The sequence below is a fragment of the Blastococcus haudaquaticus genome (assembly GCF_900230285.1).
Taxonomy (GTDB): Bacteria; Actinomycetota; Actinomycetes; order Mycobacteriales; family Geodermatophilaceae; genus Blastococcus_B; species Blastococcus_B haudaquaticus.
The window spans coordinates 63,333-82,906 of sequence record NZ_OCNK01000007.1 but is presented as its reverse complement, the minus strand read 5'-3'; the positions used below and the strand labels follow the sequence as shown (position 1 = coordinate 82,906).

The 19,574-nt window shown below is 73.2% G+C and carries 20 protein-coding genes; 12 read left to right on the top strand and 8 right to left on the bottom strand.

Going from position 1 to position 19,574, the window contains the following annotated elements:
• Positions 1-119 precede the first annotated feature (119 nt).
• The 3 genes from CRP30_RS20805 (at position 120) to arr (ending at position 2,266) form a co-directional block, all read left to right on the top strand.
• Positions 120-848: a hemerythrin domain-containing protein gene (locus tag CRP30_RS20805; RefSeq protein ID WP_097185943.1), complete on the top strand. Its 729-nt coding sequence runs from the start codon at positions 120-122 to the stop codon at positions 846-848.
• Positions 849-1,016: 168 nt separating this feature from the next.
• Complete coding sequence (locus tag CRP30_RS20800; protein WP_097185942.1) at positions 1,017-1,727, top strand: hypothetical protein; 711 nt, start codon at positions 1,017-1,019, stop codon at positions 1,725-1,727.
• A 77-nt stretch (positions 1,728-1,804) separates the two neighbouring features.
• Positions 1,805-2,266 carry an NAD(+)--rifampin ADP-ribosyltransferase gene (gene arr, locus CRP30_RS20795; protein ID WP_097185941.1) on the top strand — a complete coding sequence of 154 codons (462 nt, stop codon included), beginning with the start codon at positions 1,805-1,807 and terminating at the stop codon, positions 2,264-2,266.
• Here arr and CRP30_RS20790 read toward each other — a convergent pair.
• Positions 2,263-4,572 carry an ATP-binding domain-containing protein gene (locus tag CRP30_RS20790; RefSeq protein ID WP_235003596.1) on the bottom strand — a complete coding sequence of 770 codons (2,310 nt, stop codon included), beginning with the start codon at positions 4,570-4,572 and terminating at the stop codon, positions 2,263-2,265. The genes arr and CRP30_RS20790 overlap by 4 nt on opposite strands.
• Before the next feature lie 117 nt (positions 4,573-4,689).
• On the opposite strand from CRP30_RS20790, the gene CRP30_RS20785 reads away from it, so the two are divergent.
• Complete coding sequence (locus tag CRP30_RS20785) at positions 4,690-4,986, top strand: DUF6191 domain-containing protein (RefSeq protein WP_097185940.1); 297 nt, start codon at positions 4,690-4,692, stop codon at positions 4,984-4,986.
• Here the strand turns inward: CRP30_RS20785 and CRP30_RS20780 are convergent.
• Positions 4,968-5,651, bottom strand: coding sequence for an alpha/beta fold hydrolase (locus CRP30_RS20780; protein ID WP_097185939.1), 684 nt, complete (start codon positions 5,649-5,651; stop codon positions 4,968-4,970). The two genes, CRP30_RS20785 and CRP30_RS20780, sit on opposite strands and share 19 nt — an antisense overlap.
• Before the next feature lie 283 nt (positions 5,652-5,934).
• On the bottom strand, positions 5,935-6,687 hold the full coding sequence (locus tag CRP30_RS20775) for a hemerythrin domain-containing protein (protein WP_097185938.1): 753 nt from the start codon (positions 6,685-6,687) through the stop codon (positions 5,935-5,937).
• A gap of 261 nt (positions 6,688-6,948) precedes the next feature.
• Here CRP30_RS20775 and CRP30_RS20770 point away from each other — a divergent pair, with 261 nt between their 5' ends.
• From CRP30_RS20770 to CRP30_RS20750, 5 genes are all read left to right on the top strand, one after another.
• Positions 6,949-7,749, top strand: coding sequence for an alpha/beta fold hydrolase (locus CRP30_RS20770; RefSeq protein ID WP_097185937.1), 801 nt, complete (start codon positions 6,949-6,951; stop codon positions 7,747-7,749).
• Positions 7,746-10,019: a SpoIIE family protein phosphatase gene (locus CRP30_RS20765; protein WP_235003595.1), complete on the top strand. Its 2,274-nt coding sequence runs from the start codon at positions 7,746-7,748 to the stop codon at positions 10,017-10,019. The genes CRP30_RS20770 and CRP30_RS20765 overlap by 4 nt, the downstream gene beginning before the upstream one ends.
• 67 nt (positions 10,020-10,086) lie before the next feature.
• On the top strand, positions 10,087-10,425 hold the full coding sequence (locus CRP30_RS20760; RefSeq protein WP_097185936.1) for a hypothetical protein: 339 nt from the start codon (positions 10,087-10,089) through the stop codon (positions 10,423-10,425).
• A 686-nt stretch (positions 10,426-11,111) separates the two neighbouring features.
• Positions 11,112-12,275 (top strand): acyl-CoA dehydrogenase family protein, encoded by a 1,164-nt coding sequence (locus CRP30_RS20755; RefSeq protein WP_097185935.1) that lies wholly within the window; start codon positions 11,112-11,114, stop codon positions 12,273-12,275.
• Positions 12,272-13,342, top strand: a complete 1,071-nt coding sequence (locus tag CRP30_RS20750) for an acyl-CoA dehydrogenase family protein (RefSeq protein WP_097185934.1) — start codon at positions 12,272-12,274, stop codon at positions 13,340-13,342. The genes CRP30_RS20755 and CRP30_RS20750 overlap by 4 nt, the downstream gene beginning before the upstream one ends.
• Here the strand turns inward: CRP30_RS20750 and CRP30_RS20745 are convergent, their stop codons facing one another.
• Positions 13,343-14,497, bottom strand: a complete 1,155-nt coding sequence (locus tag CRP30_RS20745; protein WP_097185933.1) for a hypothetical protein — start codon at positions 14,495-14,497, stop codon at positions 13,343-13,345.
• A 150-nt stretch (positions 14,498-14,647) separates the two neighbouring features.
• Between CRP30_RS20745 and CRP30_RS22600 the strand changes: the two genes are divergently transcribed.
• Positions 14,648-14,806, top strand: a complete 159-nt coding sequence (locus tag CRP30_RS22600) for a hypothetical protein (protein ID WP_159961830.1) — start codon at positions 14,648-14,650, stop codon at positions 14,804-14,806.
• 52 nt (positions 14,807-14,858) lie between these two features.
• Here CRP30_RS22600 and CRP30_RS20740 read toward each other — a convergent pair whose 3' ends face one another.
• Positions 14,859-15,479, bottom strand: coding sequence for a hypothetical protein (locus CRP30_RS20740; RefSeq protein ID WP_097185932.1), 621 nt, complete (start codon positions 15,477-15,479; stop codon positions 14,859-14,861).
• Between the two features lie 164 nt (positions 15,480-15,643).
• Between CRP30_RS20740 and CRP30_RS20735 the strand changes: the two genes are divergently transcribed.
• Positions 15,644-16,384, top strand: coding sequence for an alanyl-tRNA editing protein (locus CRP30_RS20735; RefSeq protein WP_097185931.1), 741 nt, complete (start codon positions 15,644-15,646; stop codon positions 16,382-16,384).
• A 92-nt stretch (positions 16,385-16,476) separates the two neighbouring features.
• Positions 16,477-17,367, top strand: a complete 891-nt coding sequence (locus tag CRP30_RS20730; RefSeq protein ID WP_097185930.1) for an SGNH/GDSL hydrolase family protein — start codon at positions 16,477-16,479, stop codon at positions 17,365-17,367.
• 145 nt (positions 17,368-17,512) lie between these two features.
• Here CRP30_RS20730 and CRP30_RS23165 read toward each other — a convergent pair whose 3' ends face one another.
• From CRP30_RS23165 to CRP30_RS20715, 3 genes are all read right to left on the bottom strand, one after another.
• On the bottom strand, positions 17,513-17,968 hold the full coding sequence (locus CRP30_RS23165; RefSeq protein WP_235003594.1) for a hypothetical protein: 456 nt from the start codon (positions 17,966-17,968) through the stop codon (positions 17,513-17,515).
• A 467-nt stretch (positions 17,969-18,435) separates the two neighbouring features.
• Positions 18,436-19,017 carry a hypothetical protein gene (locus CRP30_RS20720; RefSeq protein ID WP_143278519.1) on the bottom strand — a complete coding sequence of 194 codons (582 nt, stop codon included), beginning with the start codon at positions 19,015-19,017 and terminating at the stop codon, positions 18,436-18,438.
• A gap of 99 nt (positions 19,018-19,116) precedes the next feature.
• A complete protein-coding gene (locus tag CRP30_RS20715; RefSeq protein ID WP_097185927.1) occupies positions 19,117-19,557 on the bottom strand; it encodes a hypothetical protein in 441 nt (146 codons plus the stop codon).
• Between the last annotated feature and the right edge of the window lie 17 nt (positions 19,558-19,574).

The following is a 19,574-nucleotide window of genomic DNA, read 5'->3' as shown; positions in this document are numbered from 1 at the left end:
GGTCCCGCCGGAACAGGTCCCGTCGTACCCCAGTGCGCTTTCAGTGGCCTCCAAGTGCCGACCACGACAGTGACGGCGTGCCGGCCGGCAGGCGGCCGCCCAGCAGGAGGTGTCCCCGCATGAGCAGCACGTCGACCCACGGTCAGCTGACCTTGCCCGGGCAGGCCGCGGCGCCGGACGGCCCGGTCGACCTCACGCCGATGTTCCTGATGCACCACGCCTTCCGGCGCGACCTCGCGAACTTCTCCCGGGCGGTCCGGGGGACCCCGGTGGCCGACCGCCGGACCTGGCAGGCGCTGGACCAGCGGTGGCAGCGCTTCTCGGCGATCCTGCACCACCACCACAGCGGCGAGGACGCCTACATCTGGCCGGTGCTGGTCGCGGCGGTCGAGGCCGGGGGGTCTCCCGCGGACCGGGCGACCCTCGAGGCGATGGAGGCCGAGCACGCCGAGATCGACCCGATGCTGGCGGCGTGCCACCGCGGCTTCGCGACGCTCGCGGGGCGGTCCGACGAGACGGCCCACGCGGCGCTGGTCGCGGACCTGACGCGGACCACCGAGCGGCTCGGCGCCCACCTCGGTCACGAGGAGCGGGACGCGCTCGCCCTGGTGCAGCGCTTCCTCACCCCCGAGGACTGGGCGCGCCTGGACGAGCAGGTCGGCTCCGGCTACCCGGCCAAGCTGATCCCGTTCACGCTGGCCTGGGTCATGCACGAGCTCCCGCCCGACGGGCGCGCCGCGGCTTCGACGTTCCTCGGACGACCGGCGTCCACGCTGTGGTGGCTGGCCTTCCGGCGGCCGTTCGAGCGCGGCGAGCGGGCGGCGTTCCGCTACGCGACGCCCGACTGACCTGGGGGCGAGATCGGCGATCTCGTCCCCATCAGGGTCCGCAAGGGGGCGAGATCGCCGATCTCGCGCCGCCCGGGAGTTCGGGACGGCCGTCCCTGGGACCGGGGACGCCGGGCGCACGAGGGTTCTCCCCGGAACACCTCGACCCCCGGAAGGACCCCGATCCCGATGACAGCCACCAACGAGCAGACCAACGAGCAGACCACCGAGCCGGCCACCAGCGCGGCCACCGACCTGAAGCCGCAGACCCGGTTCCGCCGCATCGGCGGGGCGCTCTCGCTGCTGGGCGCGGGCACGCTGACGTGCGTCAGTCTGCTGATGATCCCGTACCAGAACGAGACGCACGCCGAGTACCTGCAGACCGGGGTCGACCACAAGTCGAACATCCTGTGGGCCGCCGTCGTCCTGCACTTCGGCTACCTGCTGCTGGTCCCGGCGGCGTTCACGCTCGTCCGGCTGGCCCGCCGGGGAGCGCCGAGGACGTCGCTGGCGGCTCTGCTGCTCGCCGGCCTGGGCTCCGGCCTGTCCGGCATCATCGTCGTCGACTTCTACGATGTGGCGCTGGCCAACTCCCTGCCCGCGGACCAGGCGCTCGAGATCTGGAACCTGGCCGGGAGCTACGGACAGGGCGCGATCATCGCGGCGACCAGCGTGTTCGGCATCGCTCTCGGCATCAACCTGGCCGTCTACGCCGCCTGGCGGGCCCGCGCCATCCCGGTCTACCCGCTGGTGCTCAACGTCGTCGGCTGGGTCGTCTTCACGCTCTTCTCCGGCGACCCGTGGCTGCCCTCGATCGGCACCGGCCTGGTCGCGATCGGCCTCGGCTGGGCGGGCGTGGTCGTCCTGAGGATGCGTGACGACGTGTGGGCCCGCCTGTAGCGGACTCCGGCGCGTCATCTGGGGCCCGGCAGCGGATGCTGCCGGGCCCTTCGTCGTGCCGCTCGTACGGTGACGGGATGCCGGACGAGACCAGCACCCGCGTCCCCGTCACCTACGCGCACTGCGAGCACATCACCGGACCCTTCTTCCACGGGACGAGGTCCGCGCTCGCGGTCGGCGACGAGCTCGTTCCCGGCCGCGGCTCCAACTTCCACGAAGGCCGGGTGATGAACCACGTCTACTTCACCGCGGTCCTGGAGACGGCCGTCTGGGGAGCGGAGCTGGCGACCGCGATGGCCGGGACCGGGGAGCGGGGACGCATCTACGTCGTCGAGCCCCTGGGCCCGTTCGAGGACGACCCGAACGTCACCGACAAGCGGTTCCCCGGCAACGTCACGGAGTCCTACCGCAGCCGCCATCCGCTGCGTGTCGTCGGCGAGGTGGACGACTGGGTGGGCCACGATCCGGAGGTCCTGCAGGGGATGCTGGACAACCTGTCCCGGATGCGGGAGCAGGGCCTGGACGTCATCGAGGACTAACGGGCGTCGAGCCCCGCCAGCATCGCCGGCAGCTCGCCGGTGTGGACGACGCCCAGCCGCTGGGTCGCCCGGGTGAGCGCCACGTACAGGTCGTTGTGCCCGCGGATCCCCTCGCCGACGATCCCGACCGGGTCGACGACGAGCACCGAGTCGAACTCCAGGCCCTTCGCGCTCTCGGGGGCCAGGACGACGGCGCCGGCCGTGAGGTCCCCGTCGGTGGTCGCCTCGGGCAGCCGGGTCCGGACGGCCGCGGCGACGGCGTCCAGCCGGTGGCGGGGGACGACGACGGCGAGGGTGCCGTCCTCCTTGTCGAACTGCGCGGCGGCCTCGGCGACCGCGTCGGCCAGCGCGGCCTCGTCGACGCGCCGGGACCACGGCCGCATGCCGGTGGACCGCACCGCCTGCGCGGTCGTCCCTCCCGAGCCGCCCGCGGCGAGGACGTCGTCGGCCACGGCCATGATCTCGGCCGGCGTCCGGTAGTTGACGGTGAGCTCCTCCAGCCGCCACGACGAGCCGAGGTGCGGGGTGAGCACCTCCGCCCAGCTCGAGGCCCCGGCCGCCGAACCGGTCTGCGCGACGTCACCGACCACGGTCATGGAGCGGGTGGGGCAGCGGCGCAGCAGGAGCCGCCACGCCATCGCCGACAGCTCCTGCGCCTCGTCGACGATGACGTGCCCGTAGGTCCAGCTGCGGTCGGCGGCGGCGCGCTCGGCGGTGGACCGGGTGTCGACCTCCTCCTGGCGCTCGGCCAGGCTCTGCGCGTCGAGCAGGTCGCCGGCCGACAGCTCCTCCGACTCGTCCTCGGTCTCGCTGTCCTGCGAGCGGGAGCCGTGCAGCAGGTCGAGGGTCTCCTGCGCGTGCCGCAGCCTGCGCTGCTCCTCCCGGCGGGCCGCCGCGCGCTGCGCGGAGTCGTCGACGCCGAGGAGCTCGTCGGCCTCCTCGAGCAGCGGGACGTCCGCCGGGGTCCACGGGGACGACGCAGGCCGGTGCAGCAGAGCCCGGTCGGCGTCGCTCCAGCCCGGGGTGGCGGCGGCCAGCCGCGCAGGGTCGGCGAGCAGGTCCGCGACCAGGCTCTCGGCGGTCAGCCGGGGCCACAGCCGGTCGATCAGGGAGTGGACGGCGGGTTCGGCGGCGACCTCCCGGCGCAGCGCCGCGACGTCGCCCTCGCCCAGCAGGTTGGCGCCGCCGAGGACGTTCTCCCCGAGCTTGTCGGCGTACTTGCGCGCGACCAGCTCGATGACCGCCCGGGCGGCGGCCGGCCGGGCCTCGTTGTGCATCCGGGACGCGCTCCGGGCGCGGGAGCGGATCCGGGCGGCGTCTGCCTTGGCGAACCGCAGCAGCGTCCCGTCGATGTCCAGCTCCACCGGCCGGTCGAGGACTGCCTGCCGGCCGCGCACGGCGGCGGCGACCACGTCGGCCATGGCCAGCCGGCCCTTGACCTCGGCGACCTCCGGCCGCTCGGGTGCCTGCGCGTGCAGCCCGGGCCGCAGTCCGCCCAGGTCGGTGAGCACCACGCCGGTCTCGCCGAGGGAGGGGAGGACGTCGGCGATGTAGCGCAGGAACGTCGGCGTGGGTCCGACGACGAGCAGACCGCTCCGGGCCAGGCGCTCGCGGTGGGTGTAGAGCAGGAACGCGGCGCGGTGCAGCGCGACGGCGGTCTTGCCGGTGCCCGGGCCGCCCTGGACGACGACGACGCCGCGGGCATCGGCGCGGATGATCCGGTCCTGCTCGGCCTGGATGGTGCGGACGATGTCGGTCATCCGCCCCGTCCGGGTGGCGTTCAGCGCGGCGAGGAGCACCGACTCGCTGGCCGGGCCGGCGCGCTCGGCGACGTCGGGGGCGGTGAGGTCCAGCGTCTCGTCGGCGATGGACTCGACCGTGCGGCCACGAGTGCGGATGTGCCGGCGCCGTCGGACGCCCAGGTCGTGCAGGGGAGTGGCGGTGTAGAACGGCTGGGCGGCGGGGGCGCGCCAGTCGACGAGCAGCGGCTCCTCCGCGCCGTCCTCGGCCGAGAGGCCGATGCGGCCGATGTAGCGGGGGACGTCGGCGTCGTGGCGGTCCAGGCGGCCGAAGCAGAGCCCGCTCTCCGCGGCGTCGAGCGCGACGATCCGCTGGGTGTGCAGTTCCACCTGCGCCTCGCGCTCCCCGATGGCCTGCGGGTTGTGCGGGACCAGGGCCAGCTGCTCCTCGAGCCGCCGCACCGTGCGGGCCCGGAGCTCGTCCAGGCGCGTGTACAGACCGCCCACGTACTGCTGCTCTCCCGCCAGGTCGGCCGCGTGCGCGACCTCGGGCCGAACCGTCGACAAGCTTTTCGTCTCCCGCTAGAATGGTCGTAATTCATTTGCTCGCCGCAATTCGCGGCAATTCCTCATTGTGCACGCGCAGCCACCGTGCTGTCACGCTTCCCGCGCTAGGGTCCTCGCATGGGTGCGCTGTTCGCGCTGACGCTGCCGGGCCTGGTGATCCTCCTGGTCGTCCTGGCCGCGTTCGAGCATGCCTGGTCGCGGCTGGGCCGCCGCAGCCGGCTGCACTCCGCCGAGCGGCACGCCCTCAGCGCGGGTGGGATGGACGTCTTCTCTGCCGCGCTCCTCCCCGGCAAGGCCGTCGACCTCGAGGAGCAGCGCGTGCGGGAGATGCGCCGGGACGACGTCGAGGACGGCGCCCCGCCCTGGGCCCGGATCGACCTCGACAGCGGCGTCGCCTACCTCGACCCGAGGTAGCTCTCCAGCCGGTCGGCGAGCTCGACCGGGTGGCTCAGCGCCGCGCAGTGGCCGCCGGGCACCTCGTCGACGTCCAGACCCAGCCGCTCGGCGGCGAGCTTCCGCTGGAACTCCAGGGGGAACAGCCGGTCCTCGCGGCCGGCGACCACCCGCGTGGCGACGTCGGGCCAGCGGTCCAGCGGCCAGGGGTCCTCGAACGGCCGGCCGGACTGGGCGAACTCCTGGTCCATGTAGACCGCGGCCACGTCGGCCGGGACGTCGTGGAAGTAGGTGGCGTCGTCGTCGAGCTCCGCGGGCAGGCCGAGGGTTCGCCGGTAGGCGGCGGCCGCCTCGCCCTGCCCGGTGGCCGTCCACCACTCGCCGCCGGTCTCACCGGGTCGCGGGATCATCGCGTTGAGCAGCACCAGCAGCTGCGCGGGCACCCGTTCGGCCACCAGGGGAGCGGTGAGGCCGCCCATCGACTGGGCGACCAGCACGACGGGGGAGCGGTTCCCGATCGCCGCCACGACCGCGTCCGCGTAGGCGTCCAGGCCGGCCGAGTCGTCGCGGACCGGCAGCTCGACCGGGAGTGCAGCGTGCCCGCGGTCATCCAGCTCGGCCACGAGGCGGTACCAGAACAGGGTGTCCCCACCTGCGCCGGGCACCAGTACGAAGGTCGTCGTCATACCGGGACGACCCGGGGCGGCGCCGGAACTCATCGCTGCGCTGGGGCGTGGAATTAGTTGGGAGGCAAGCGCAACCCAGGCGTCACCTTCCTGACACGTTCGCTGCCTAGCGTTCCTGCCAGCACTCGAGGAGGGGGATCAGCCATGAGCACGACCACCACGGAGCGACCCGTCGAGCAGGCCACCTGGGTCTGCGACAACTGCCACGGCGTGACGGCGACGATGCGCAAGCGCTGCCGCGACTGCGGGACGTCCCGCTACTGACCCGCCCTGACGCCCCCGCCTAAGCCGCGGGCGGGGCGCCGCGCAGGCGCACGACCGCCGACCGGTACCGGCGGGCGCCGTACACCCGCCATGCGGCGCGCACCGACCGCGGGAGCCCGTCGATGAGGCGTGCGCGGTCACCGGCGCAGGAGTCCTCGAGCGCCAGGCCGAGCACGAACAGCTGCTCCGGTCCGGACAGCCGGCAGTGCGACGACGCGGCGATCGCGGCCCAGTCCTCGTCGGCCAGGTGCTCGGCGAGCAGGGGGAGCAGGGTGCGCTCCTCCTCGGCGGTCTGGGCCCGCACCGCATCGGCGAGCGCCCGGCAGGCCGCCGCGAACGCGTTGCGGGCGGGGGCCGTGCCGGCCACCTGCCACTGCCGGGCGGCCGTGTCGAGGTCGCGGAGCATGTGGTCGAGGCGCGCACAGGCGGCCGTCCAGTCCCGGACCGCGTCCTGGGCCGCGCCGCCCGCGGTACGCAGGAGCACCGGCCACACCGACTCGCGCTCGACGGTGTGGTGGTGCAGCAGGATTCGGCTGATCAGGTGCGCGTGCCGGGTGAGCGCCGTGGTCCGCTCGTCCTCGTCGTCGGGCGCCCAGGCGGCGAGGTCGGCGAGCAGCCGCAGCTCCCGGCGGACCAGTTGGTGCAGCACGCGCTGGTAGGCCGCCGCCCGGCCGGCGGCGGTCCCCGCGCCGGCGTCCGTCGGCGCCGCGTCGTCGGCGGCGGCGCGGGGGCTGGGGATGAGACCGGTCGTCCGAACCGCGGTCGCGGTCATGGGGCACCTCGTTCGGCAGTCGTGCCGGGGACACCGGTGGTCCTACCGGTGCGATGCGGGGCACGCTAGGGGCAACAGGGAGGGGTCCGACAGGCGTTTGCCGGCTCTGTCCGACGCGGCCGGGTCGTGTCTCCCCGTGCGTGCGCTCCTCATGACCGAGGGTGAGCCGGAACGGGAGTGGACCGGGCCGCGCGGGTCGACGACGATGAGCAGATGGCGAATGCGCTGCTCCGGCAGGCGACGGTCGAATAGGGTCGATGGGTGACGAACGTCCTTCAGCGCAACTGCGTGCGCGTGAGCGGGGTGCCCGACGGGCGGCCGGTCGTCTTCGTCCACGGCTTCGGCTGCGACCAGGCGATGTGGCGGTTCGTGACGCCGGACTTCGAGGTCGACCACCGCGTCGTCCTGCTCGACCTCGTCGGCTCGGGCAGCTCCGACCTCAGCGCCTACGACGAGGAGAAGTACTCGTCCCTGCAGGGCTACGCGGCCGACGTCGTCGAGGTCTGCCGCGAGCTCGGCCTGACCGACGTCGTCCTCGTCGGGCACTCGGTGAGCGCGATGATCGGCGTCCTCGCCTGGCAGCAGGCCCCCGAGGTGTTCGGGGCCCTGGTCATGGTCGGCCCGAACCCGCGGTACGTCGACGACGGCGACTACGTCGGGGGATTCAGCCGGACCGACATCGCCGGCCTGCTGGACTCGCTCGACGCCAACCACCTCGGCTGGTCCACGCAGATGGCGCCGGTGATCATGGGCAACCCCGACTCCCCGGAGCTCGCGGAGGAGCTGACCAACAGCTTCTGCCGCACCGACCCCGACATCGCGCGGCAGTTCGCGCGGGTCACGTTCCTGTCCGACAACCGGGCCGACCTGCCGGGCATCACGATTCCGGTGCTGGTCCTGCAGTGCAGCGAGGACGTCATCGCACCCGAGGTGGTGGGGCGGTACGTGCACGAGCGCATCCCGGGCAGCACCTTCACGCAGCTCGAGGCGACGGGGCACGTCCCGCACCTGAGCGCGCCCGAGGAGACGACTGCCGCGATCCGGCGGTTCCTGACGGGGTGAGCGCCACGGACCCTGTCGGCAACCCCGGTCAGGACCCTCGGGCGCAGCTGGGCCGGCTGCTCGAGGAGGATCCGGCCGACCTCTACGAGAGCGCGCCCATGGGCTACCTCTCGACGCTGCCGGACGGGCGCATCGTCAAGGTGAACCGCACGTTCTGCGCGTGGACCGGACGGCGTGCCGACGACCTCATCGGCACGCGGTTCCAGGACCTCCTGAGCGTCGGCGGCCGCGTGTTCCACGAGACGCACCTCGCGCCGTTGCTGCGCATGCAGGGCGCGGTGCGCGAGATCGCGCTGGACGTCGTGCGCGTCGACGGGTCGCTGCTGCCGTGCCTGCTCAACGCCGTCGAGCTGCGGGACGAGTCGGGTGCGCCGCTCCTGGTCCGCGCGACGCTGTTCGAGGCGACCGCGCGGCGGCGCTACGAGCGGGAGCTGCTGGCCGCCCAGCGCGCGGCGGAGGAGTCGGAGGCCCGGTCGCGCGTCGTCCAGATGGTCGTGTCCGACCTCGCCGCAGCCACTACCGTGCATGACGTCGCGACGGTCATCGTCGAGCGCAGTCGGGCCGCGCTGGGGGCGAGCGGGGCGACGCTCGTGCTCGTCGACGAGGGGGTCGCCGGCGACCCCGACTCGGTTCCGGCGCTGCGCGCCGTGCACACCGAGGGCCTGCCGCCGGAGCTGCTCGCGGCGCTCCGGGACGCCGCCAACGGGCAGCTGGCGCTGGAACTCGCCCAAGGCGTCCGAATCGTGGAGCTGGATCGGCGGATGCGGTCGGTGCAGCCGACGGTGGCGGCGGCGATGGCGGGCGCGGGACTCTCCGAGCTGGTGACAGTGCCCGTCGCGGCGGACAGCCGGCGACTCGGCGTGCTCATCCTGGGGTTGGGCGACGCCCCGAACGGCGACCTCATCAGCCTCGACGAGCCCGGGGTCGTCGAGCCCGTCGGGGCGGCCGACATCGAGCTGCTGTCGACGCTGGGCCGGCAGGCGGGCCAGGCGCTGGAGCGCGCGCTGCTGCACGAGGAGACCGCCCGGCAGGCGGAGCGCGCCGCGTTCCTGCTGGAGGCGGCCCGCCTGCTGGCCGGTGCCGCGGACGTCAGCGAGACAGTCGAGCGGCTGGCCCAGCTGGCCGTCGGGACACTGGCCGATCTGTGCGTCATCGACCTGGTCACCGAGCAGGGCCTGACCCGCCCTGCGGCGCGGCACCGCGACCCTCAGCTGCAGCACCTGGCCGACGAGGTGCGCGAACGGCACCTGACCGCCCGCCGGGAGTCCCACCCGAGCATCCGGGCGCTCCGCGAGGGGCAGACGCAGTGGGTCCGCATGGTGCGGCCCGAGTTCCTGAGCTCGATCTCCTCCGACGAGCGGCACGCCGAGGTCGCCCAGAGCCTCGACCTGACCAGCATCGTCGCCGTGCCGCTGATGGCCGAGGGACGGCGCCTCGGCGTGGTGACCATCTGCGCCGACCGGCAGCGCGGCTCGTTCACCGAGGCCGACGTGGAGGTCGCCGAGCAGCTCGCCCTGCAGGTGGCGCTCGTCGTCGCCAAGGCCCAGCGCTACGAGCTCGACGTCCGGACCTCCCACACGCTCCAGGCCAACCTGCTGCCACCGGACCCGCCGCCGCTCCCGGGGCTGTCGACGGCGGTGCGCTACCTCCCCGCGACCTACGGAGCAGAGGTGGGCGGCGACTTCTACGACGTCGTCCAGCTCCCCGACGGTCAGGTCGCCCTCGCGGTCGGCGACGTGGTCGGGCACGACATCACGGCCGCGGCGACCATGGGCCAGCTGAACTCGGTCTACCGCGCCCTGCTGGCGGACCGGCCGACGCCGAGCGCGGTGATCGACCGGCTGCAGGCCAGCTGGTCGCTGCTCGGGATGCAGCGGATGGCGACGGCGCTGTTCGCGTCGCTCGACGCGGGCACCGGGCAGTTGCGCATCGCCTCGGCCGGTCACCCCCCTCCGTTGCTCATCACGGCCGGGCACGCCGAGTTCCTGCCGGTGACCCCGAGCCGCATGCTGGGGGCGCCGCCCGCACCCGCGCCGGCGCTGGAGTGGGCGGGCGTGCTGCCGGTCGGCGCGACGTTGCTGCTGTTCACCGACGGGCTGGTCGAGAGCCGGGCGGCCGACATCGACGAGGGGCTCGCGCATCTGCTCGCGGCCGCTGTCGACGCGAGGACGTCGGACCCCGACGAGCTGTGCGACCGCGTGCTGGCCGACCTCACCGGCACCCACCGGGCCGACGACATCGCCCTCCTCGCACTGACCCGGGTCGGCTGAGCCGCACCTCTTCCGCGATGCTGCAGTTGGGGTGACCATGGCGGGGGACCCTGCGCTGGAGGCGGCCATGGACTCTCGCCCGAACCCGGTGGCGACCGCGATCGACGGAGCGACCGGTGACTGGTCGATGTCGGGTGACGCGATGCGCTGGTGCCCCGACCTCGCCGAGCAGCAGGGCGCGACGGGCGAGCTCCGCGGGAGGGACGTGGTGACCGGCCTGGGTGCCGGTCTCGGCTCCGGTCTCGCCTCAGGCCTCGGCGTGGACGTCACGGGCGTGCGGCGGCTCGTGTCGGACGCGCTGAACTCCCTGGGTGCGGTGGCGACCGACGTGGTGAGCGAGCTCCGCCAGCTGACCCGCGGCCCGGCCGAGCACGACGAGCACGACGAGCACGACGAGCACGACTGACGGTCCGCCCCGGCGTCCCGGGAGCGACCGGGCCCGGGCGGAAGGGTCTCAGCGCAGGCCGCGTTGAGTGCGGTAGGTGGCCCGGGCTGCGCGCGAAGCGGCACGCCATACGCCGACGTGGTAGCCGACGTAGCTCCCGAGGGCGGCGCCGACGCCGAACACGGTCAGCAATGTCTCGGACACCGGCGCCCCCGCCTTCCTGGGTGCTCCTCGCACTGGTGCCGGTCACTGTCCGGACAGGTCGCGAGAAGGTTGGCGGCACACGCGGGGCCGGCCGGACGAGGAACCGGACTCCAGCGTGTCGGATCGGAGGGTCAAGTCTCCGAAACGCCTGGTGACCGCCTCGTCCCGCCGCTGAATCGATCCGGAAACAAGCGGCTCGTTCGCCCCGTGCGGCGCGCCGTCCGGGCGTCGGCACGAAGTGCTACGGGGAACACCGCTCCTACCGCTACTCAGTTCGGGCAAGCACGCGGTCATCGGGGCGCTGGAGCGGTGGCTTCCTCCGTCGCCCTAGCGGCGTGCCGAGTGGCACGCCCTCGGCGCGGGGATTCCTCGTCGCACTCATGACGCAGCCCTGACCATCGAATCGCCCTCGGCGATGTCGCGTTCGACGGGCGGTGGGCAACCGGCTCGCGTCGCCCTGTACAACCGACCTTGAGCACGGCCACACCGACGTGGGGAGTCGCATGAGCAGCAACTCGTTGACACTGGCGCCCGCGCCGCGGTCGGAGGCGGCCGAGCAGCTGCGGGCGGAGGTCCGCGAGTTCCTCGCCGCCGAGCTGGCCGCCGGCAGCTTCACCACCCATGTGGACACCTGGCTGTCCGGCGTCGACCCGGCCTTCTCCAAGAAGCTGGGCGAGCGCGGCTGGCTCGGGATGACCTGGCCGAAGCAGTACGGCGGGCACGAGCGGTCGGCGATGGAGCGCTACGCCGTCACCGAGGAACTGCTCGCCGCCGGCGCCCCGGTCGCGGCGCACTGGATCGCCGACCGCCAGTCGGGGCCGAACCTGCTCACCTACGGCACCGAGAAGCAGCGCCAGGAGATCCTGCCGCGCATCGCGGCGGGTGAGTGCTTCTTCGTCATCGGCATGAGCGAGCCCGACTCCGGCTCCGACCTCGCCTCGATCCGCACCAAGGCCACCCGCAACGGCGACGGCGACTGGGTGGTCAACGGCGCCAAGGTGTGGACGTCGAACGCACACCACTCCCACTACGGGATCGTGCTGGTGCGCACCTCGCCGTCGGACTCCGCGAACCGGCACGCCGGCATGTCGCAGCTGCTCATCGACCTGTCGCTGCCGGGCATCACGATCAACCCGATCCGCATCCTCGACGGCGGGCACCACTTCAACGAGGTCGTGTTCGAGGACGTCGTCGTCCCGGGCGACATGCTGCTCGGCGAGGAGGGCAACGGCTGGCACCAGGTGACCGCCGAGCTGGCCTTCGAGCGGTCGGGCCCGGAGCGGTTCCTGTCGACGTATCCACTCGTCGCCGAGTTCGGCCGGCGGGTGGCGGAGACCGGCGACCCGGCAGCGCTGGCGACGCTGGGCCGGTTGTCCGCGCGCATCCTGGCGCTCCGGCAGATGTCGCTGCGGATCGCCGCTGCTCTGGATCGTGGCGAGCTGCCGAACATCCCGGCGGCGCTGGTCAAGGACGTGGGGACGACGTTCGAGGCCGACGTGATCGAGGAGGTCCGCCGGGTGGTCGACGTGACGCCGTCGCTGGACTCGCCCGATCCGCTGGGCCGGGCACTGGCCGAGGCGCAGCTGCACGCGCCGGGGTACACGCTCAGGGGCGGGACCAACGAGATCCTGCGAGGGATCGTGGCGCGTGGATTGGGCCTCCGGTGAGTGATCAGGACCTCGTGGTCGAGACCGTCCGGGACATCCTCGGCGGCTTCGAGCCGTTCGCGCTGACGGCGGAGCGGCGCTGGGACGCCGGGCTGTGGGGCGCCCTCGCCGAGGCGGGGCTGACCGGTGTCGGGCTGCCCGAGGAGGCCGGCGGCTCGGGCGGTGAGCTGGCCGACGCGGTGGCGATCGTCCGCACCCTGGCCGCCGGTGCCGGGGCGGTGCCGGTGGCCGAGCAGCTGCTCGTCGCCGGGCCGGCGCTGCTGACCGCCGACCTCGATCTGCCGTCGCCGGAGCACCCGACCACCTTCGCTCTCGGTGACGCCGTGACCGTGCACCCGGTCGACAACGGGGACGGCCCGGGGCGGTTCACGCTCACCGGGACGGTGCCCGATGTCGCCTGGGCGGGGGTGGCGCAGCACGTCGTCGTCCTCGCGCCCGCGCCGGCGGGCATCGAGGGTGCGGTCCTCGCGCTGGTCGACGCGTCGTCGCTGCCGGCGACCGATGCCTCCAACCTGGCCGGCGAGCCGCGCGGCACCCTGGTGCTCGACCGGGTCGGTACGTCGGGGGCGCTGCTCACCGCGGCCCAGGCGTCGGAGCTGCGGGCGCGCTACGCGCTGGCGAGGTCGGTGCAGTTGGCGGCCGCGCTGGAGCAGGTGCTGGCCTGGACCGTCCAGTACGCCGGGGAGCGGCACCAGTTCGGCCGCCCGCTGGGCAAGTTCCAGGCCATCCAGATGGAGCTCGCCGAGATGGCTGGCGAGGTGACCGCGGTGACGGCGCTGACCGATGCCGCGGTGCAGGCGCTGGACCGGGGTGAGAACGTCGTCCTGGCCGCCGCTGCGGCCAAGGTGCGGGCGGGTGCCGCCGTCGAGGTCGTCGCCCGGCTGGCGCACCAGGTGCACGGTGCGATCGGGTTCACCCAGGAGCACAAGCTGCACCACCTGACGCGGCGGCTCTGGTCGTGGCGGGACGAGGCCGGCAGCGACCTCGCCTGGTCGCGGGTGCTCGGTGCGGGCGTGCTCGCCGGCGGACCCGACGCCCTGTGGCCGGCGCTGACCCGGGTGGTCTGATCAGCCGCTGACCTGCACCGGCGTGCACCCGGGGAGGGCGTTGGCGGTGCACCACGCCTGCACCTCGGCCTCGGACGCGAACCCCTGGGCGGCCACGGTGAGCCACCAGCTGTCGTCGAGACCGGTGACGTCGTCGCCGCGCACCAGGAGTGCCGGGGTCCGCGCCGTCCAGTCGCGGTGGACCGTCGAGTAGGCGGTGGCGGCCGGGTCGTCGGCCACCTGCGCGGCCGCGACCTGAGGGACCCACGGGCCGGCGAGGTCGTCGACCGCGGCGGCGTCGGCGGCCCGGGTGCTCAGCAGTCCGGCGAGGGCCTGCGGAGGTCCGCCGGGCCCGAGGCCCTTCGCCTGCACGCTGGCGACGGTGGCCCCGCCGGCGAGCAGCAGCAGTGCGAGGGCCACCCCGGCGATCGCCACGCCCGCTGCTCCGCCGGCTCCGCTCCCCGGGCTGTCGCCGTCCGGCGAGCGCCAGTGCGCCGCTCCGGACACCGCGAGCCCGAAGGCGAGCAGGCAGATCAGCGCGACCGGGATCAGGTCCCACAGCCGGGCGTTGACGACGGCGAGCGTCGCCCAGGCCGCCCGCGCCGTCGTCACGGCGAGGACGGCGCCCAGCACGAGGACGACGAGGTCGGGCAGCCGGACGCCGGCGAGGGCCACCGCGAGCAGCAGCAGCGCCACCGCCCCGGCCAGCAGCGCCACCCACGCCGGCCAGAACCACGGCTCGCCGCCGCCGGGCCACGACGCCGCCGCGCTGCGCGCGGTGCGGGCGGCACGGGTGGCGATGTCGAAGTCGAGCTGGTCGAACACCATGGGGGCCAGCGCGAGGCCGGTGAGCAGGCCGGAGCTCATGAGCAGGGAGTTGCCGGCCGGGTGGTGGCCGAGCGGGTGCGTCGCGGCGCCCGGCCGGAACCAGGCGCGCTTGTCCGCTTTCTGCGGCTGGTCGCCGTCGCCCGGGCCCGGGACCGTCGGCTGCTGTTGCGGGTCCTGCGGAGCGTCACCCGGCGCCGCGGTGGCCTCTGCCGCTCGGTCGTCCTGCGCCGGCTCGGGGGCGGCGTCGTCGGGAGCCTTGTTCTCGTGCGGCTCCCGCTCCGGGGAGGTGGCAGAGCGGACGTGGCGGCCGCGCTCCCCGGTCGTCGCGTTCGGGTCAGACGTCGTCACGGTGCCCGTCCTGTCGTGATCGGAGGATCTCGCAGGACGAGGATGCTCCCGGTCTGGCTGTGCCGCTCGATAACGGACACCTCGACAACGGACACATGGCCGACTCCTGCAGTCCACGAACCCGTCACGGGGCGGTGCTCAGATGGGCGCATGACCGCGACACCCGCAACTCGGCACGTCCCCGACGAGGTCAGCGTCGTCGAGGTGTACGGCTCGAAGTTCCTGCTCGAGTGGCTGGACCGGGACGTCCTGGCCGCCGCTGCGGCGCAGCACCAGACGTCCCGGAAGCCTTCGGCGCGGGCGGCCTGACGGGGCGGGCCGGCACCTCGGGGGCGCCGGCCCTGCACCGGGCCCGACGCGCTCAGACCGTCTCGGGCACCCGCAGGTGGGCGAGGGCCACGTCGAACGCCGCGACGTCGGTGACGTCCAGGCCCATGTCCCGCGCGAACTCCTGCCGCAGCGCCATGCCGGGCTGTTCCGCCTCGGCCATCGACTGCCGGCTGTCGTAGCTGACCGACGTCGCCGTCCGGCCGGCCGCCCGGTCGACCATGAGGCTGACGCTGACGAAGCCCGGCAGCTCCTCGATCCGCGGCAGCAACGCCATCCGGAAGGTGTCGACCAGCCGGTCCATCTCGGTGGGGTCGCCCTGGGTCCAGATGACCCGGGCGCAGGCGCCGTTGTGGGTCGCGTGCTTGCGGTGCAGGACGGCGATGTCCCACTCCATGACCTCGATCTCGCCGGTCATGATCTCGGCGGCGCGCCGGCGCATGGCCTTCACCCCGGCGGCGCTCCGGCTCATGGCATCGGCCTCGGACCAGGCGGTGGTGACGATGGACCGGCCGCTCTCGCGGTCTACCAGCATCGACAGGCCGACGAAGCCGTCCATCCCCTGGACGGCCGGCATGACCCTGTCGCGGATGTAGGAGATCCCGGCGTCGATGGCCTCGGGGTTCCCGCGAATGGTGGTGGAGCGCGCGTTCATGCCACTCCTCCTCTCCGGAGGGGGCGGCGCCCCTACGGCACCGCCGCACCCCCGACTGTCCTCGCCGCGGGTCCGCGGGGTCAACGCTCAGCGGCGGGTCGCTTCGGTCCACTCGGGGGCAGAGGCCCTGTCGCCCACGGCCTCCGGCACGGCAGCATGCGGGCGTGACCAGCGCGACCCACCACCACGGGCACACCCACCGTCTCGACCTCGCCGACTCCACCGTCCGGGAGTGGGACGCGACCGTCCTCGCCGTCGATCCGGAGCAGGGCATCGTGCTCGACCGGTCGGCGTTCTACCCGGGCGGCGGTGGCCAGCCGCCGGACGAGGGCGTGCTGCTCTGGGGAGGCGTCCGCACCCGGATCGCCGGCACCCGCAAGGGCGACGAGCTCTACCTGATCCCCGCCGAGGGGGACCCGGTGCCGCCGGTGGGGACGGCGGTCCGGGGTGCACTCGACGACGAGCGGCGGACGTCCCTGATGCGCACCCACTCCGGGCTGCACGTACTGACCGGGGTCGTCTTCCGGGACTTCGGAGCGCTGGTCACGGGCGGGAACATGGAGCCGCTGACCGCGCGGATGGACTTCGACCTCGCCGAGGTGCCGGCGGACTTCAAGGACCGCATCGCCGAGTCGGTGAACGCCGAGATCGCCGCCGACCGGCCGATCGAGGTGAAGACGCTGCCGCGCGACGAGGCGTTCGCGATCCCCGACATCATCCGGACGGCGACCAACCTGCTCCCGCCGGACATCGAGGAGGTGCGGATCGTCGACATCGTCGGGTTGGACACCCAGGCCGACGGGGGCACCCATGTCGCGTCGACGGCGATGGTGGGCCGCGTGGAGGTCGTGAAGATGGAGAACAAGGGCCGCGGGTTCCGGCGGCTCCGGATCCGGATCGTCTGAGCACGGGGTCGCTGCGGGTGCTGTCGGGGCGTGCACCTACTGTGACGCGCGCCGCCCGACCGCACCGGTCGGTGGCGACGGGAGGCGCGCAGATGAGAAGCCGGCTGGGTCGGATCGCGGTGGCTGTCGGCGCCTGCGCCGTTCTTACGACCGCGTGCTCGTCCGACGACGGCTCGGCGGGGTCCTCGTCCGCCGCGACCTCGTCGGCGGAGGCGAGCGCCGAGTCGGAACCGGCCGGCTACCTGGCCCTCGGCGACTCCGTTCCCTTCGGCTACCGCGGCGGCGCCACGGCCGAGTTCTCCGACGAGGACAACTTCGTCGGCTACCCGGAGCTGGTCGGCGAGGAGCTCGGCCTCGAGGTGGTCAACGCGTCGTGCCCCGGCGAGACGACGGCGAGCTTCCTCGACGCGACGGCGCAGAGCAACGGGTGCCAGAACACGCTGCAGTCGGACTTCGGGTACCGCAAGGCCTTCCCCGTGCACGTGCAGTACGACTCGTTCGACCAGTCGCAGCTGGCGTTCGCGGTGAGCGCGCTGCAGGAGGACGACGGCATCGAACTGGTCACGGTGCAGATCGGCGCCAACGACGCCTTCATCTGCCAGCAGACCACCGCCACCAGATGCTCGGACCCCGCCGACCTGCGCGCGCTCGCGCAGAACGTGCAGACCAATCTCGGCACGATCCTGTCGACGCTGCGTGGTGAGGGCGGGTACGACGGCCAGATCGTCGTGGTCACCTACTACGCGCTGAACTACTCCGACGAGTTCGGGGTGGCGACCGGTGCTCTCGGCGGTGGCATCGCGCAGGTGGCGGAGGCCAACGGTGCCGACGTCGCCGATGGCTACGAGGCCTTCCGGGCGCCCGCCGCCGAGGCCGGGGGCGACTCCGTCGCGGCCGGCCTGGTGCTGCCGAACGACGTGCACCCGACCGAGGAGGGCCAGCAGCTGCTGGCCGAGGCGGTTCTGGCGGTCGTCGAGGACTGACCGCGTCCCTCCCGCCGGCCTCACCTTCGGGTCGCCGTCCTCGCGTCGGGGCACGAGGTCGGCGACCCGGAGGTGAGGACGGCGCACTCGCTGACCAGCGGTCGGGATCGACGCACCGATCGAGCTCAGAGCTTGGCGTCGCCGCTCAGTCGTAGGGGTTGGTGAGGACGGGCCGGGCCTGCAGGACGTCGAAGGTCACCGGTGGGCCGTCAGTGGTGGTCGTGCCGGGGACGTCGGCTTCGGCGCTGCCGTCGACGGAGAAGGTCGCGCCCCAGGTGACGGTGAGGTAGGCGGTGTAGGTGCCCGACCGGTAGGCGTGCTCGATGGTCTGGTCGGGGTAGGGCCGGCCGGGGTCGGTGGTGACGATCTGGCCGGTGGCGTCGCCGGTGTGCCAGGTGAACTGCTCGGCGGTCGCTTCGATGACGACGCTGAAGCCTCGGATGTCGACGGTGAAGGTCTGCGTCGTGGGGGAGTCGGTGTAGAAGATGACCGGCAGCCCGGTCAGTCCGTTTCCGGGCGGCTGGTGCTGGGTCGTCAGCTGGGGGAGTGGTAGCCGCTCGAAGTAGCTGAACACCTCAGCGGGCGACGGCGGAGGGTTCAACGGCGTGATGTCGAAACAACCTTGATCCGCCCTGCCCCATGGAGCCGCCGGCTGGCCGGGCAGGAGGCCGGGGGCCACCACGGTCGGCCTGCCCTGCGCATCGTCGGCGGCGGTGCCGTCAGTCCTTACGAGCGGTCGTCGCTCCAGGACGAGGTACTGGATTACACGGCCGGGCACCTGGTCGCACTGACGGAAGTCGGATGCGGCGCAAGCGCCGATGGCCTCGTCGCGGATGACACATAGGTGCCTGAATCGCCACTCATGTTCCGGGATGTTCTCCGGGCGGCCCGTGAGGATCTTGCCGGCCATGTCGGTCGTCAGAGAAACGGTCGCCGCCCCCGACTCGAGCCCGGATTGAGGACACGGGCGCAGGTAGAGGGGGCATTCGGCCGACGCAGATCCGACCGGAATGAGCACCATCGCCGCAGTGAGAACAGCGAGAAGGCCGACCCGCAACCGAGACCAGCTCATCCGAAGTTCAGCGCCTCGAGCTGCCAGCACCGAGCCTCCGGCAACCAGACCAAGGACGCAGCCGAGGGGAGTTGCTCCACGGCGGGGGATTCCGTCCCGGGAACGGGCTCGCCCGACGGCTCGACGAGCGCCCCGGCCTCGATGCGCGTGAGGAATGAGAGGTTGGCGCTGTCATCGGCGAGAGCTGTTCCGAACTCGCCGGCAAGGGTGAGCTTGCCGCCCTCAAAGCGCCGTTGGGCTGCGGCAGCCTCGTCCATGTCCTGAGCAATCCGAAGACACTCCTGACAGTCGGGCGCCAAGTCACGGAGGGGCTCACCCGACGGCACAGACTGCTGCCGCCCGAGTAGGTCTATGTAGTAGCGCATGAAGGCCTCGGCGCCCGCGGCGTCCTTGGTGCGGGCTTCGTCGGGCACCGGGAAGTCGGCAGGACCGATCTCCGGCAGGGACTCGCTCGTCTCCGCGGCGCTCGACGAAGGCAGCGTGTCGTTCGCCGGCTGCTTCTCCGAGCAACCGGTGAGCACCGCCGTCCCGACCAGGACGCTGATGACCACGCGATTCAGTCCCCGAAGATCACGCACAGCCGGAGAGTAATCACTCGGAGACGCGGTTCTCCCGCTCGCTGTGGACAGAGCGGGCCGTCTCCGCGCGATCGGGTGAACGACCCCGTCAGTCAGGACTCACCGCGACCACACCCGACGCGGCGCCGGCACGAGCGGCACCACGCTCCCGCCCGCAGCCAGGTGCAGGCTCCACGAGCCGTCGATCCGGCCGTCGTCCAGAGTCGACCGCAGTGCCTCCGCCCACTCGTCGTCGTCCTCGGTGATGCGGGGGTCACCGGGCCGGCAGAGCGCCATCGCGAGGTGCCCCTCGCCGTCCAGGTGCTCCTCGGCGATCGAGTCGTGCACCTGGCGCAGATTCATGAGCATCGCCGGCTCGGGGACGAGCGGGATGTCGTCGACCGGCACGACGACCGGCAGCATGCGGCCGTCGGTGCCGAACCAGGACAGCCAGAGACTGCGGGCGCCGAACACCGGCGGGTGCAGCAGCATCGTCCAGCGACGGGTCAGTTCGTCGGCGGAGCGGATCGGCACGTCGGCCAGCGGTGGTGTCGTCGTCATGCCGCCACCGTGGCAGC